The organism is Paenibacillus taichungensis (assembly GCF_050994985.1).
Lineage (GTDB): Bacteria > Bacillota > Bacilli > Paenibacillales > Paenibacillaceae > Paenibacillus > Paenibacillus taichungensis.
Genome location: NZ_CP194720.1, coordinates 6,626,179 through 6,642,283 on the forward strand (window position 1 = coordinate 6,626,179; position 16,105 = coordinate 6,642,283).

The 16,105-nt window shown below is 51.7% G+C and carries 13 protein-coding genes; 11 read left to right on the top strand and 2 right to left on the bottom strand.

Translation table 11 applies throughout. The features are described 5' to 3' along the window. Nucleotides 1-75 precede the first annotated feature (75 nt). Nucleotides 76-1,077 (bottom strand): GTP 3',8-cyclase MoaA, encoded by a 1,002-nt coding sequence (moaA, locus tag ACR1R9_RS29795; protein WP_076287554.1) that lies wholly within the window; start codon nucleotides 1,075-1,077, stop codon nucleotides 76-78. 119 nt (nucleotides 1,078-1,196) lie between these two features. Further along, nucleotides 1,197-3,419 carry a methyl-accepting chemotaxis protein gene (locus tag ACR1R9_RS29800; protein WP_433922057.1) on the bottom strand — a complete coding sequence of 741 codons (2,223 nt, stop codon included), beginning with the start codon at nucleotides 3,417-3,419 and terminating at the stop codon, nucleotides 1,197-1,199. Nucleotides 3,420-3,963: 544 nt separating this feature from the next. On the opposite strand from ACR1R9_RS29800, the gene ACR1R9_RS29805 reads away from it, so the two are divergent. The 11 genes from ACR1R9_RS29805 (at nucleotide 3,964) to ACR1R9_RS29855 (ending at nucleotide 16,104) form a co-directional block, all read left to right on the top strand. Continuing rightward, a complete protein-coding gene (locus tag ACR1R9_RS29805; protein WP_433922056.1) occupies nucleotides 3,964-4,779 on the top strand; it encodes an ABC transporter ATP-binding protein in 816 nt (271 codons plus the stop codon). Continuing rightward, on the top strand, nucleotides 4,748-5,572 hold the full coding sequence (locus tag ACR1R9_RS29810) for an ABC transporter permease (RefSeq protein ID WP_256716714.1): 825 nt from the start codon (nucleotides 4,748-4,750) through the stop codon (nucleotides 5,570-5,572). Before ACR1R9_RS29805 ends, ACR1R9_RS29810 begins: the two co-directional genes overlap by 32 nt. After that, nucleotides 5,569-6,519 (top strand): ABC transporter permease, encoded by a 951-nt coding sequence (locus ACR1R9_RS29815; protein ID WP_433922055.1) that lies wholly within the window; start codon nucleotides 5,569-5,571, stop codon nucleotides 6,517-6,519. Before ACR1R9_RS29810 ends, ACR1R9_RS29815 begins: the two co-directional genes overlap by 4 nt. Nucleotides 6,520-6,617: 98 nt before the next feature. Further along, on the top strand, nucleotides 6,618-7,694 hold the full coding sequence (locus ACR1R9_RS29820) for an ABC transporter substrate-binding protein (protein ID WP_433922054.1): 1,077 nt from the start codon (nucleotides 6,618-6,620) through the stop codon (nucleotides 7,692-7,694). An 88-nt stretch (nucleotides 7,695-7,782) separates the two neighbouring features. Continuing rightward, nucleotides 7,783-9,156, top strand: coding sequence for an aspartate aminotransferase family protein (locus ACR1R9_RS29825; RefSeq protein WP_433922053.1), 1,374 nt, complete (start codon nucleotides 7,783-7,785; stop codon nucleotides 9,154-9,156). Between the two features lie 80 nt (nucleotides 9,157-9,236). Beyond that, complete coding sequence (locus ACR1R9_RS29830; RefSeq protein WP_433922052.1) at nucleotides 9,237-10,517, top strand: M20 family metallo-hydrolase; 1,281 nt, start codon at nucleotides 9,237-9,239, stop codon at nucleotides 10,515-10,517. A 45-nt stretch (nucleotides 10,518-10,562) separates the two neighbouring features. Next, on the top strand, nucleotides 10,563-11,444 hold the full coding sequence (locus ACR1R9_RS29835; protein ID WP_076287561.1) for a nitrilase-related carbon-nitrogen hydrolase: 882 nt from the start codon (nucleotides 10,563-10,565) through the stop codon (nucleotides 11,442-11,444). A gap of 60 nt (nucleotides 11,445-11,504) precedes the next feature. Then, nucleotides 11,505-12,872, top strand: coding sequence for an NAD(P)-dependent oxidoreductase (locus ACR1R9_RS29840; protein ID WP_433923779.1), 1,368 nt, complete (start codon nucleotides 11,505-11,507; stop codon nucleotides 12,870-12,872). A 267-nt stretch (nucleotides 12,873-13,139) separates the two neighbouring features. Then, nucleotides 13,140-14,435, top strand: coding sequence for an NAD-dependent dihydropyrimidine dehydrogenase subunit PreA (gene preA / locus ACR1R9_RS29845; RefSeq protein WP_433922051.1), 1,296 nt, complete (start codon nucleotides 13,140-13,142; stop codon nucleotides 14,433-14,435). Next, nucleotides 14,432-15,871, top strand: coding sequence for a dihydropyrimidinase (gene hydA, locus ACR1R9_RS29850; protein WP_433922050.1), 1,440 nt, complete (start codon nucleotides 14,432-14,434; stop codon nucleotides 15,869-15,871). Before preA ends, hydA begins: the two co-directional genes overlap by 4 nt. A gap of 5 nt (nucleotides 15,872-15,876) precedes the next feature. Then, nucleotides 15,877-16,104: a hypothetical protein gene (locus ACR1R9_RS29855; protein ID WP_433922049.1), complete on the top strand. Its 228-nt coding sequence runs from the start codon at nucleotides 15,877-15,879 to the stop codon at nucleotides 16,102-16,104. Nucleotide 16,105 lies beyond the last annotated feature (1 nt).

Consider the following 16,105-nt stretch of genomic DNA (forward strand, 5'->3'; position numbering starts at 1 on the left):
TGTGCTTACGTTTGTTATATCTGCCTGCTCTGATGCACATAAATATGGATGTGTTACCCACCAGATAACGCTTGCCTATCCGCCAATCTGGGACATGCGTCGTACCGTCGGTGTATGGCTTTGCATTTTCTGCTCTAGGGCAAGCGCCATTTCATGATTCTTCGGTTTGGTGCCAAGAGCTTTGAGGAAGAGAGCTGCCATAGCATCGGGGGCATCTACGAAGCGGCGAACATTGTATTCATCCGACCAGTACAGACAAGCTTTGATATGCCCGTCTGCTGTCAGGCGGAGTCGGTTGCAGTTATCACAGAAGTGATCACTGACCGGATGGATCAATCCAAATGTTCCTTGTGAACCGGCAATCTTCATGTTTCGTGATGGACCATTCCCTGCCGGACCTGCCGTACTTTCCACCGTCCAGCCAGCCTCCGCGCATACATCGGTGACTGCTTCCAGCGGCAAATACGATTTGCGCCATGAATCTGAAGCCTGCCCAATCGGCATATATTCAATGAAGCGCACATGCAGTGGCTGATCTATGGTCATGGCAATGAAATCTTTGATTTCATCATCATTGATGCCCTTCATTAAGACGACATTCAGCTTGATCGGAGCAAGTCCAACTGCCGTGGCGGCTTCAATGCCTTTCAGCACCTTATTTACATCCCCGCCGCGAGTAATCATGGAGAAACGGCTCGCTTGCAGGGAATCCAGACTGATGTTAATCCGGTTCAGTCCGGCGTCCTTAAGGGCCTGAGCCTGTTTGTCCAGCAGCAATGCATTGGTAGTTAAAGCAATATCTTCAATCCCGTCAATGGCCGAGATCATACTTACGAGTTGATGCAGATCTTTCCGTACCAGAGGCTCGCCTCCGGTCAGACGGACTTTGCGCATTCCCATTGGAGCCAGCACTTTGAGTACCTGTGCGATTTCCTCGTAGCTCATAATTTGGTCATGCGGGGCAAATTCCATGCCTTCTTCGGGCATACAGTACACACAACGCAAATTACAGCGGTCCGTAACAGAAATACGGATGTAGTCATGTATTCTGCCAAAAGAATCCTGGAGCATTTCCATGCAGACCACCCTTTCATTGATTCAAATTGGAAAGCTTCTATATGAAATGAACCGACAATATCTAAACGAACAGTTGCATCAAATTTTAGCTATTTCTCCAATCCGCGTCAATGATGACCTCAGATAATTACGTTTTTATCGGGATGGGTCAGTTGGAATTGTCCGACAAGCTGCTGCAAGAAGACCGTGATGGCTTCCACATTGTGCGATGAATGCTGAACGTGCAGCATGTCGTTAATAAGCTCGACCATCTCGGCTTCCACCTCCGAAGACGTGGAACGATTTTTGTGGCTGATGGCAGCGATATTCTCCATCAATACCACGACCTGATCCACAACCTGTGTTCTTTGGGGTTCTTCAGCCGTCGCACTTTGGAGTAACTGCGAAGCAGCCTGAACAAGCGTTGTGCCTTCAGCCAGCACCTGATCGCCTTCCTTGATGGATTGCGAGGCTGCTCCTGCCGCTACAGAGATATTATCCAGAATCTGATGAATATCTTCCGTGGAGGAACGGGATAATTCGGCCAGCTTGCGGATCTCACCAGCAACGACGGCAAATCCACGTCCGTGTTCGCCAACATGAGCTGCTTCAATGGAAGCATTCAGTGCGAGCAGATTGGTCTGTGCCGAAATTTCATCAATGACAGCAAGTGCGCGGTAGATGTCCTGCATGGTCGCCATAAAGGATAAAATCGTATGGTTGGTGTCGGACACGGCTCCCGAGATCTGGGTCATTTTGTCTCCGATACGCTCCACTTCCTGACGGGCAACGTCAATCTGCTCGGTGGCAGACACTTCAAGCTGCTGAAGGGTGAGGCGCATTTCGTCGGCGGCTACTTTGGCCTGATCCAGGTCCTCAAGCTGCTTGCGTATCCCCTGAATCATGGAGCCAAGTTTGAGATTTACACGTTCGGTTGTTCCCTGTGTAGTTTCCGTTGACGTCCGCATTTGGTGCTGGTTGTTCATCACATCCACGGTGGCAAGCTGTACTTTGAGCATAATTCCTTCCAGAGAGTCAATCATATTGTTGATCCATTTCGCCAGTTCACCTGATTCATCCTGGGCAAAAGCGGACGTATCCAGACGCTGGGTCAGATCGCCCTTGCCTTCTGCGTTAATTCGAATAAATCGGCTAATGCGGCGCAAATCCTCATGGACCCGTTGAACATGTTTCCGTTGCAGCTGGTTTGCGGTCAGAAATCCATAGATGATATTAAAGGCAGCGATGGCTGCTGCGCTCCATGCACTTCCAGTCAGCGCATATACAAGTGCTGCTCCTGCAATGCCTGACAACAGGATGTATAAGCTGTGCTGCTTGAATTGGCGCCAGCCAATGCTGCGTATACGATAAACTTCCTCCAGATCGCCTTCACACATCATGCCCCACAGATCCGGACAATGGGGGAGCTGGAACGTGATGCCTTTACCAATAACTGAAATATGACGATAGTCCGAATAACCTGGAAAAGCCACAAACAGATTGGAGCCATTGCGAATGGTATTCGCTACACCAGGATGAAGTTCGTTGGTGGAAGGATCGGTAAACATCAGTTCCAATTCGGTATGTTCTTTAACAGATACAACGCCCCATTCGGTGGTTACGCCGTCTTTCAGATTCTCCCCATGGGTGAATGTATGATCCTCGAAGCGGCTGCGGGACAGGGCAGTCCCGGGTTGAAGCGTGGGCCGCAGTTTTGATTCAGCCATAAAAAGATAATTATCCCCCGAATCAGGGTAGATGTGGCCTGATTCACGCTGGATCAGATCGCCCAATACATCATTAGGCACACGACTGCACAGGGAACCGATGTAACGGCCGTTTTCCATGATCGGTACGATAAACGTCAAGGTTACATCATCGTGAAACGTGGAAGAACGTGGTCCAATTTCTAGTGTGAGCGGATCAGAATAAGGTCCAAACAGGCACTTTTGTCCGTTGATATCCGCCTGGGTATACCTTAATCCTGGCCCGATTAAAGCATCTCCATCTTCGTAGACTTGTCCAATATGTTTCTTATATGTAGAAAATACAACCTGGTTTTGCTCGTTAAGCATAAAAAGCTCAGTACAATCAGTAGCGCGTACATAACTTGCTGCGAACCATACCTCCAATCCGTGTACATCTTCTGTGCCTTGTAACATACCTTGCGGATGAACAGCTCGTACCTGCTGAAGCAATCGATCCAGATGATTCCACTGCTCCTCAGCCCAATCCATCAAGAGCTGCCGCCGGGTCTCGGCGATGCCCTCAAAGATTTCCTCTACGTCTTGCTTCATATTTTCATTCAACCGATACGACCGCCACAGCGGCCACCCTTTTCTCCATCCCAGCCAATCAAACATACGGACCACCCCGATTTCTGATTTTAAAAATCTTTTGCGAGACTGTTCGGAAACGCGATTATCCAGCCACTATGGGTGGTGGACGGGAATCAATGACACCGCCTTCATGATCCCAGAACCAGACACCGTATCGGGGCGAGATTTCACGTCCTTCTATATGAGCATTTTGCAAAATGCTGTTATCAATGTTTATACAAGAAAATCAACAAGATTACGAGGGTATATGTCATATTTTCCGAATATTTATTCAATAAATACAAATGATTATGCGCCTTTACTTGGATATTACAAGAGTTCTGTGTGAGTGAAGCAGATGTAAGATAACATACACGGACATTGACATGTTTAGGACTGAGAATCGGTATCATTTTACAATGTGTAACATGAACAGGCCCATACTCAAAACAGTCTGTATAATGTAATCCCCGCCCAAAGATATATAGTATTACCTAACAAGCAAAACCTGTTACGTTCGTGTATACAAACCTTCCATTCAGCCTTGGTGTGAAAAGATTGCGAGCTTCCCGCGAAAAGGAGAATGCCCATGTCCTCAATCATCGTCCCCGACACCTGCCATATTGAGCTGGATCACGTGTCCGTTGTATTTGGCAGTGGAGCACAACAAGTTACCGCCCTGTCCGACATTTCGTTTCAAATCCATTCCAATGAATTTGTCTCTCTGCTTGGCCCCTCGGGGTGTGGCAAGTCCACACTGCTGCGACTCGTAGCCGATTTGCTCCAGCCAACGACAGGCAGCATCCGGGTTGCCGGGGAAAAACCAGAGCGGGCGCGGTTGCAGCGTCAGTTCGGTATTGTCTTCCAGACTCCAGCTCTGTTTGATTGGCGCACGGTACGCCACAATGTGGAGCTTCCTCTGGAGCTGCTCGGCACAAGCCGGAAGGAGTGCCGCCGCATGAGTGGTGAATTGCTTGAAATGGTCGGGTTGACCCGCTTCGCTGACCATTATCCGTGGCAGCTCAGTGGGGGCATGCAGCAGCGCGTTTCCATTGCACGTGCACTCGCGCTTGATCCGCCATTGCTGCTTATGGATGAACCTTTCTCCGCATTGGATGAATTCACGAAGGAGAAGCTGCAACTGGAACTGCTTGATATTAAGCGATCTACAGGCAAGACATTCCTTTTTGTTACACACAGCATCCCCGAAGCCGTATTTCTATCTGACCGCATCATCGTCCTCTCCGCACACCCCGGTCAGGTGCACTCCATTCATTCCGTCAACCTGCCAGCCGAGCGGGATCGAGAGCTGAGGGAAACCGAAGCCTTTTACCGCATGATGACCACCATCCGCAATTGTTTCTATGAGGAGCGTGATCCAATCCATGTTCCTGCACACCAATAAGCTGGGTTTTCGCTCCTGGGTAGTGATCTGGATTTTGTCCGTATTGTTGCTGTGGGAAGGTATCGCCTGGATTCTCCACTTGTTCTTGTCACCCCAGCAGGCAGCATCCCGTCTTCCTTATCTGCACGAGGTTCTAGCAGCCTTGTTTCGTTACTCAGGCACATTGGCTGAACAGGGGGCCGTAACGTTTGGGAATGCAGCAATTGGTTTTGCCGGTGGAACTGTGTTAGGCCTGCTGCTGGCCCTGCTCATGAGTGTGGCGGTTTGGGTGGAGCGTACCTTATCTCCGTATGTCATCTCTTCCCAGATGGTGCCCGTAATCGGTCTTGCGCCCATTGTCTATGGCATTATCCATAACGCCGAGTGGGCCCGAATTATAATGGCGGCTTACGTTACGTTCTTCCCGATTATCATCCACACACTCAAAGGATTAAAAAGTGCAGCGCCGGAGCATCTGGAGCTTATGCGTTCCTGTGGAGCTTCCCTGCCTGCTCGTTATATCAAATGTTTGCTGCCTTCTGCGCTACCGGGTCTATTTTCCGGTATGAAAATAGCTGCTCCACTTGCAGTCACTTCTTCCATTGTGGTGGAACTAATGGGAGCGCCGGATGGACTTGGCGTACTGATGGTCAGCTCCTTGTATTACGGCAGTGCCCAAATCGGCATGTTCTGGGCAACCATCATGCTCAGCATTGGCATTGGACTCATCTCGTATCTTGCCATCAGCCTTGCTGAGCGCTGGCTAACCCCATGGCAGCCTGAATTCAGGGCCAAGGGAGGGCATGCTGCATGATGAATGAACGTGTGATGGTAAGCCGCAAAGGTGAGGAGGGTGCGACGGCAGCTGTCTCAAGCACGGCATCTATTGGGGAGTCTATCGCGGATTCGGTTAGGGTACCATCTCCTTCAAGTACGGATATCGATGGACATCAGGGACAAGCCGGACAGAGGCCGCTGGGCAGCAGTGTTCGCAAAAGATCAATTGGATTGCGCCTACTGCCGTGGCTTGCCGGAGCCTTATTTCTAACCCTGTGGCAGCTTCGATTGTTCCATCAGTTATTCTCGCTTGAAAGTTACCAATTGCCTGTTCCGTCAGCGATTGCAGCGTCCATCAGGGAAAATGCAGAGATGCTTTTCCGATACGCAGTGTATAGCGGAACCGAGATGCTGGGTGGCTTTCTGCTCGGCTCCTTGCTGGGAGCCTTGGCCGCTGTGGGTGCATCCTTCTTCCCGACGAGCGGCAGGGCGGCGGTTGCCGTGATGTCAGCACTGAACGCCGTTCCGATTGTTGCGCTGGCCCCGATTATGAACAACTGGTTTGGGGACGGGATATGGTCCCGTATCGCCGTCGTGGCTGTAGTTACGATGGCTGCCATGGCTGTGAGTTTATTCAAGGGATTAACCTCCATTCAGCCGCAATACAGTGATCTGATGGGTGGTCTTGCCGCCAGTAGGATGCAGTTTTTCGTGAAGCTGCGCTGGCCACATGCGCTACCTTCTCTCTTCGCAGGTCTGAAAATTAATATGTCGACCAGCATTATTGGCGCCATTGTGGGTGAATTTTTCATCGCCTCCCAGGGGCTGGGTTACTTGCTCTCAGATCAGATCCGACTGGCAAACATGCCACTTGCCTGGTCCTGTATTGTTATCGCCGCCGTGCTCGGTATTGTGTTGTATGAAGCCGTCGTTCTGGCCGAGAAACGGCTGACCCCGTGGAATCGTGCACGTACCGATCCGTAAAGCCCATCAAGGTGCCAACCACAGATCGATTGACTCGTGAAGCAGGCTTCACAGTACCTGATTGAAGATCCTTATATAAACAGGGGGTTGTTCTGTATATGTACAAAACGTTAAAACCGGGTTTTCTGGTGTTGGTCCTGTTGGTCGTTGCGATGCTGGGAGCGTGCTCTGCGAAATCAGAGCCGTCCGTCACCCCTGCTGCTGCCAGCTCGGAGGGAGCGGAAGGGTCAGATCAGCCCTTAACCAAAGTGAAGATTCAGCTCAAATGGGTGCCTCAGGCTCAGTTCGCCGGGATATACGCCGCTAAGGAGAAAGGTTTCTTTGCAGATGAAGGTATTGATGCCGAGATCATTCCGGGTGGCCCGGATATCGTGATCGAACAGCAGGTGGTTAACGGCGCAGCCGATGTGGGCATCACCGGAGTGGACAGTTTGCTGGTCAGCCGGGATAACGGTCTTCCGCTTGTCTCCCTCGCCCAGATTTCGCAGAAGAGCAGTTATCGATTGATTGCGAAGAAGTCCGCGGGTATTACCGATCCCGCCCAGATGAAAGGCAAGAAAGTGAGCACATGGTTTGGTAGCCAGCAGTTTCAGGTTCTCGCTTTTATGGAGAAGAACGGCCTTGATCCCAAGAAGGATATTGAACTGGTGAAGCAGGGCTTCACGATGGATCAGTTCTTCAACGATCAGGTGGATGTCGCCACGGCAACGATCTATAACGAATATCACGTGGTACTTGAAAGTGGGACGAAGGAGTCCGACCTGGATGTATTCAACATTGAGGATGCTGGGGTAGGCATGCTGGAGGATACGCTGATCGCCAAGAAGGATTGGGTGGACAGTAATAAAGAGCTCGCGGTGAAAGTGACCCGTGCCGTTCTGAAAGGCTGGAACTACGCTATCGACAATCAGAATGAAACGGTGGATATCGTCATGAAGAACGTAACAGACGGCAGCACGACCCGTGAACATCAGGTGACCATGCTCGAAGAGATTGCGAAGCTGATTCGCCCGGAAGGGTTTACGGAGAAACAGGTGGGCAGTTTCGTGGATGAGTCTTTTACCCGTACTGCGGATATTGCCCTGAAGTATGGCCTGATCAAGAAAGCCGCCAATCTGGACGAAGCACTGGAGAAAAGCGTCTATGAAGAAGCGGTGAAGGATGTGACGAAATAAATAAGCGTGGAGCGTTCGGAAGTGGGCACTGCAATCGGAGTGGTCAAGTGTAAAGTCCATAGGTTCAGCTTGGAGAGGAGGATGACGAATGAGCTCAGTGGATCAGCAACCCCAGCCGTTTGGTAGTACGAAGGAAGAGTGGCTGGAGAAGGATCGCAAATATGTGTGGCATCACATCTCGCCTCATAACGATCATCCGATGATTGCCGTAAGCGGGGAGGACAGCTGGATCACGGATCAGGATGGCACACGGTATCTGGATGCGATGTCGGGACTGTGGTGTGTGAACGTCGGGCATGGACGCGAGGAAATTGCTCGAAGTGCCTATGAGCAGATGAAAGCTCTCGCGTACGTGCCCATGACCCAGAGTCATGAGCCGGCGATTCTGCTGGCAGAGAAGCTGAATGACTGGCTGGAGGGGGAGTATCGCATCTTCTTCTCCAACTCGGGTTCAGATGCCAATGAAGTAGCGTTCAAAATAGCCCGTCAGTTTCATCACCAGAATGGTGAGCCAACCCGTCACAAATTCATCTCCCGTCACCGTGCCTATCACGGCAACTCCATGGGCGCGCTGGGCGCTACCGGGCAAGCCGCCCGCAAAATCAAATACGAGCCGCTAGGTGTAGGCTTTTCTCATGTACCACCTCCTTATTGCTACCGCTGTCCATTTGGACGAAACAAGGATGCATGCGGACTGGAATGCGCCACCATCTATGAAGAGGTTATTCGCTGGGAAGGGCCCGAGACGGTAGCTGCGGTCATTATGGAACCGGTCATTACAGGGGGCGGCATGATTGTCCCGCCTCCGGAGTATATGGGAACCGTACAGGAGATTTGTGAGCGTTATGGTGTGCTGTTCATAGTGGATGAGGTCATCTGCGGGTTTGGCCGCTCCGGGCAAAAATTCGGTCATCAGAATTACGGGGTGCAGCCCGATATCGTCACGATGGCAAAGGGCATGACGAGCGCGTACGCTCCACTATCGGCGACAGCCGTTCGAGCGGATCTGTATGACACGTTCAGAGAACCCGGACCCGATTCACACTTTCGTCATGTGAATACGTTCGGGGGCAACCCTGTATCCTGCCGCGTGGCACTGGCGAATCTTGAAATTCTGGAACGAGAGAATCTGGTCAGCCGTGCTGATGAACTTGGATACCTGCTTCGGGATAAGCTGGAGCCGCTGCTGGAGTTATCGGTGGTTGGAGATATCCGCACATTTGGCTTTGCCTGCGGGGTGGAGCTGATTGAAGCCGATGGTTCGCCTGCTCATGCGGATAAGGTCATGAAAGTACTGGCAAGCTGCAAACAGGACGGTGTCCTGATTGGCAAGAACGGCGATACCGTGCCGGGATTTGCGAATATTTTGACCATATCACCGCCGTTCGTCACCACTGAGGAAGAATTGGACCTGATCGCTGGCAGTTTGCTGGCTGCACTACGCAGTCTGGATGCAGGGTAGTGATGGAGGGCGAAGCGGAAATCTAGGTGGGATGTTCATTTAAATCGTGCTTATGAATATGCGTGAGGAGGCGATGGAGGATGCAGACCACCACCGGGAAAATCATCAATCAGCTGCGTCTGGATGATCGAATTGAACAGTTGTCTTGTATTGGCCAAATTGTGGAGACGGGTGTCTGCCGACTCGCGTTGACTCCGGAAGATATGGAGGGCATTATCCAGGTTCGCCTCTGGATGGAAGAGGCCGGGCTTGTGACTCGGCTTGATCCGTTTGGCAATCTGATTGGTCGCCTTGAAGGTACAGATTCGTCCCTGCCGATCCTCATGATCGGTTCACATATCGATTCCCAGCCGTACGGCGGTCGGTATGATGGGGCCATCGGCGTCCTTGGCGCGCTGGAAGCTGTACAGTGCCTGATGGAACAAGGCATTCGCCCTCGGATGCCCATTGAGGTCATTGCTTTTTGTGATGAAGAGGGCTCGCGTTTTAACAAAGGATTATTTGGCTCACGTGGCATAACCGGACAGTTGGAAGTGGGAGAATTGGAGCGAAAGGACAAAAATGGGGTGACCCGACGAGAGGCATTGGAGGCCTTTGGCTGTGCACCAGAACAATTTGCCGAAGCGATCTATCCGGCTGGCTCTATTGGCAGTTATCTGGAACTGCATATTGAGCAAGGACCTGTTCTCGAATCGCTGGCCGCCCCGTTAGGTCTGGTGACTGGCATCTCTGGCCCGCTGTGGCTCACGGTGACAATGAAAGGCATGGCAGGGCATGCCGGTTCCGTACCGATGGGGATGCGTCATGATGCGCTGGTGGGCAGCGCCAAGGTCATTGCGGCTTTTGACGATATGGTCAGAGAAGAACCGGAAGCTCCGACAGTAGGGACCGTGGGGAGCCTCAGTGTCTTCCCGGACTCACGCAACATCATTCCTGAACAAGTCAGCTTTACGGTTGATTTGCGAGATATGGAGATGGAACGCAGAAATCTGCTTGAAGGAAGGTTAATGAGCCTCTTGGATGACGTTAGCTCGGAATACGGCCTGACCTACTCTTTGACCGAAGATACCAACAGCGAACCGCGATATTGTGCAGAACGAATCAAAAATGCCATTCGCTCGTCTGCCGAAGAGATCGGCCTGCCTTTACCAGAGCTGATGAGTGGTCCGTTCCATGATGCACTTGCCCTTTCTTACGTGTGTGACTATGGCATGATCTTTGTTCGCAGCAAGGATGGGGTCAGCCATCATCCAAGTGAGTATTCTTCGCCCGAGGACATTGCTCTCGGTACAGAAGTGTTGTACCGCACGATCAGGCAAATGTGCAGCCCGGAAATTGCGAGTAACGGGACGGACGTGTAAAAGCTGTTCATATCAAACCATTTCCCAGGGAGGCGATGTGACATTATGGGTAAAATCAGTATCGGATTGATTCAGGCTTCACATGAGGTTGAAGGCTCGGCCCCAGTTGAAGTGCATAAGGAGGCCGCCATTCAGAAACACATTGCGCTGGTACGTGAGGCGGCTGCTCGGGGAGCACAGATTATTGGATTGCAGGAAGTGTTCTACGGACCATACTTCTGCACGGAGCAGAGCCCCAAGTGGTATGCATCTGCCGAGCAGGTGCCGGAAGGACCGACGACTAGGCGTTTTCAGGAGCTTGCGAAGGAGCTCGGGGTAGTAATCATTTTGCCTGTATATGAGGTAGAAGGAATCGCTACGTACTACAATACAGCTGCTGTTATAGATGCGGACGGCTCCTACCTGGGGAAATACCGCAAACATCATATTCCGCATGTGGAAGCAGGCGAAGGCACGAATGGATTCTGGGAAAAATATTATTTCAGACCCGGTAATCTGGGCTATCCGGTATTTGATACAGCCTACGCCAGAGTGGGTGTGTACATCTGTTATGATCGTCATTTTCCGGAGGGAGCACGACTTCTTGGGCTGGCTGGTGCGGAGATTGTATTCAACCCTTCCGCAACGGTAGCCGGAACATCGGAATATTTGTGGAAGCTGGAGCAGCCTGCCCATGCGGTAGCTAATGGCTATTATGTGGCTGCCATTAACCGAGTGGGAGTGGAATCGCCATGGAATATGGGTGAGTTTTATGGTCAGTCGTATCTGGTGGACCCGCGAGGCAGGATGGTTGCCATGGGCAGCAGGGATCAGGATGAGGTTATCATTGGTGAGATGGATATGGAGTTGATTCGGGAAGTACGCAATGTGTGGCAATTTTACCGCGATCGACGGCCTGAGACCTACGAACATCTCGTTAACCTGTAGCAGTGGCCTGGAATGAAAATTTGGGGATATCAGAGATCAACCTTGGAGGTGTAAGACATGATGAACAGCGCAGGAGCAACGTTGTCCGATTACGGATGGGAGAGTCGTTTTACCGAAATGAAGCCTGCAATGACAGGCAAGGAAGCGATGGAGGAATCGAACCGCTGTCTGTACTGTTATGATGCACCGTGTATCAAGGCGTGTCCAACCGACATTAATATTCCTTCGTTTATCAAAAAAATCTCGACAGGTCACCTCAAAGGCTCGGCTCGGACCATTATGGAAGCCAACCCGGTTGGTGCTAGCTGTGCACGGGTCTGCCCCACAGAGGAACTGTGTGAAGGAGCTTGTGTACTGAACGAGTCATCCAAGCCGATTCGGATCGGTGATTTGCAGCGATATGCAACAGACTGGGCACGGACGAAGAATGAACCGTTATTCAAGGCAGCGCCTGCCAACGGAAGAAATGTTGCAGTTGTAGGCGCAGGGCCAGCGGGATTGTCTGCGGCTAGAGAGTTGGGGCGTGCAGGGTATGAGGTGACGATCTATGAAGCCAAAGCGAAAGGCGGAGGGCTGAACACGTATGGTATCGTGTCCTTTCGCCTGCCAGAATCCGTAGCTTTATGGGAAGTCGAACAGGTGCAGGCACTGGGTGTGCAGATTCGGTATGGTGTGCGTATTGGGGTGGATGTGTCCGCTGAAGAGTTATTGGAACAGCACGAAGCCGTTATTCTAGCCTGCGGGATGGGCGCAGTCCCAATGCTTGGCATTGAAGGAGAGACCCTGGAAGGTGTCTATGATGCCATTGAGCTAGTGGAATCCACGAAGCAGGGTGTGCCTCCGGCGCTGAACGGTCTGAAGGTTGCCATTATTGGTGCGGGCAATACGGCAGTGGATGCAGCGACCTGTTCGGTACGCCTGGGGGCCGAGCGTGTGCAGATGCTTTATCGACGCGGGGAGAGCCAGATGACAGCTTATGCCTTTGAATATACATTTGCGAAGCAGGAAGGTGTGGAATTTCGCTGGTTCACTATGCCGAAGCGCATTATTGGAGACGAGAATGGGCGAGTTAAGGCTATAGAGTGTGTGAAAATGAAGTTGGTTACTCCACCTGGAGGTGGTCGGGCACTGCCTGTGCCGATAGAGGGATCGGAGTTCATGCTTGAATGTGACACTGTTGTTCGAGCCATTGGACAGAACCGTTTGCTGCCATTAATTGAGGCATTTGGCCTGCGTCATCACTGGGGCGTTGTTGAAGTGGAACCACAGACGTACCGTACGTCCCATCCACAGATCTACGCGGCAGGAGATGTAATCTTCGGACAGGGGCAGGGCGAAGCGATGGTGGTCTCCGCTGCACAGCAGGGCAAGCTGGCGGCTGCATCGGTGATGAAGGCGTTGCCCGGACAGGTGGAAGAGACGGCATGAGATATATTTAGTTATAGCTAACGAATCTTATGCACCAAGCCTTCTACGATTCGTTAAAACGCTCACCTACCGCATGTGCACCAAACAGAAGGTGCACGGTTCGTTAGAATGTACACCAACAGTTTATAACAGCAGGTTGGCAACACCAATCACTCATACTAACCCTGATCAAGCAGGATTCCTGGGTCATACGAGAGATTCCAGTCTATCTTGTGAAGTTCAAACAAACACCATTGTGAGTTCAAACCACACCAAGGAGGGATCGTTATGGCTGACTTATCTATTAATCTGGCAGGTATTCGATCGCCCAATCCATTCTGGCTGGCCTCGGCGCCGCCGACGAATACCGGATACCAGGTTCAGCGCGCCTTTGAAGCAGGTTGGGGTGGTGCCGTCTGGAAGACGTTGGGCGAGCCGATCATTAACACCTCTTCGCGATTTGCAGCCGTTCATTTTGGCGGACAGCGCGTCGCGGGTTTTAACAATATTGAGTTAATATCCGACCGTCCGCTCGAGGTGAATCTGCGGGAAATTGCCGAGACCAAGAGGCGTTTCCCAGATCGGGCAGTGGTTGCTTCACTCATGGTTGAACCGAAACGGGAGAAGTGGCATGAGATTGTGAAGAAAGTCGAAGCTGTCGGCGTAGACGGGCTGGAGCTGAACTTTGGGTGTCCGCACGGCATGGCTGAGCGTGGTATGGGAGCAGCGTCTGGTCAGCAACCGGATCTGGTCGAATTGCAGACGATGTGGGTGAAGGAAGTGGCGACCACACCTGTCATTGTGAAGCTAACGCCTAATATCACCGATATTACGGCGACTGCCCGGGCGGCGGTGCGCGGCGGTGCGGATGCGATTTCCCTGATTAATACGATCAACTCCCTGGCGGGTGTGGATCTCGATTCCTGGAATACCGTGCCGCATGTAGGTGGTAAAGGGGCGCATGGCGGCTATTGCGGTCCGGCCGTGAAGCCGATTGCGCTGAACATGGTTGCTGAGTGTGCGCGCAATCCTGCAGTTGGTGTGCCCATCTCCGGTATCGGAGGCATATCCGATTGGCGGGATACCGCAGAATTTTTACTTATGGGCGCGACGGGGGTCCAGGTATGTACTGCAGCCATGCATCACGGCTTCCGTATCGTGGAGGACATGATCGATGGCTTGAACGATTATTTGGATGAGAAAGGTCTGCGAAGTGTATCTGAATTGATTGGCCAAACGGTTCCGCGCTATTCCGATTGGGGCAATCTCGATTTGAATTACAAAGTGGTAGCCCGCATCAACCGCGATGTCTGCATCAAATGCAACAAATGCCATATCGCCTGCGAAGACACCTCGCATCAATGTATTGATATGCTGTCTGATCCCTCTGGCTCCTATCTGGAGGTCGTTGAGGAAGATTGCGTCGGATGTAATCTGTGCTCGATTGTCTGTCCGGTGGACGGCGCAATTGAGATGGTAGAGATCGCACATGAACAGGAACCGTTAACCTGGAATGACCGTCAGTCTGCGATTGCCCTGCTGCAATCGGCCAGAGATCAATCCACCAAGGAGGCGATATCATGAGTACCCGCAAATTGATTCGTAATGGAATGTTGGTCACAGCTTCGGATACGTTTGAGGCGGATATCTACATTGAAAATGGAAAGATCGTGCAGATTGGCATGGGACTTGTGCCGGATGAACGAACGGAGGTTGTGGATGCATCTGGCTGTTATGTCATCCCTGGCGGGATTGATCCGCATACTCATCTGGATATGCCGTTCGGCGGAACGGTGACGGCGGATGATTTTGCAACAGGAACCGCAGCTGCTGCCTTCGGCGGCACAACGACAGTCATTGATTTCTGTTTGACGCAAAAAGGCCGATCTTTGCTTGAATCCCTACAGGAATGGCATACCAAAGCCGAGGGCAAAGCCGCCATTGATTATGGGTTTCATTTGATGATTGGCGAGATGAATGATCAGGTGCTGGAGGAACTGCCACAGATCATTGAAGAAGAGGGTGTGTCTTCCTTCAAGGTGTTCATGGCGTACAAAAACCAGTTCCAGGCCGATGACGGCATTCTCTTTCAGACGCTGCAAAAAGCCAAAGAGTACGGTGCACTCGTCATGGTGCACGCTGAGAATGGCGATGTTATTGATCTGCTGGTCCGGCAGGCGCTGGCGGATGGAAGAACCGAGCCGATCCACCATGCACTTACCCGACCTTCCATGTTGGAAGGAGAGGCTACAGGGCGTGCGGCCCGATTGGCAGCACTTGCCGATTCACAGCTCTATGTGGTGCACGTCACCTGTGCTGAAGCCGTGGAGCAGATCGCGCGTATGCGAGACATGGGTTATCGAATCTGGGGCGAGACCTGTCCGCAGTACTTAACCCTGGATCAATCGAAGATGGATCAACCGGATTTTGAAGGTGCGAAGTATGTCTGGTCCCCACCGCTGCGTGAAGCCCCTCATCAGGAAGTGCTGTGGAATGCGCTTAAGAGCGGTCAATTGCAGACCATTGGCTCGGATCATTGTTCGTTTAACTTCAAGGGACAGAAGGAACTGGGACGGGATGATTTCAGCAAAATTCCAAATGGCGGGCCTGTCATTGAAGATCGGCTCAGCATTTTATATTCCGAAGGGGTAATGAAGGGGCGTATTTCGCTTAATCAGTGGGTGGATTTATGCTCTACACGGGCAAGCAAGTTATTTGGGTTATTTCCGCAGAAAGGAACCCTTGCTGTGGGGACAGATGCGGATATCGTTATTTTTGACCCATCTATCTCAAGGGTGATTTCGGCAGCTACCCACCATATGAATGTGGACTATAGCGCCTTTGAGGGCATGCAGGTTCAGGGATGTCCAGTGACGGTGTTATGCCGCGGGGAATATGTGATTCGGGACCGGCAGTTTGCCGGAGTGGCAGGCGCGGGTCGCTATGTGAAGCGTGAAAAATATGATGCCGATGCACCATTACCTGTAAAACAGCCTGTGACGGCAGTGAATGGAGGGTGAGGCTGATGTCTGATCATGAAGTATTTGAAGCGGAAAAGATAGCGATTGAACGAATGGTGGCACAGGGTTATCGCATTCATGCCGTTCGGGAACATCTGGAGGGTGCTCATGTCGTGTGGGGGCACCCCGACCTTCCCGGAGAAAAACAGGAGCAATATGTGGGTACGGCGTCTGGGCGGAAGTGGTTCAGTCATATCCTGATCAGGCAGCTTCAGGAGCAAAAAGGAGCGTAGA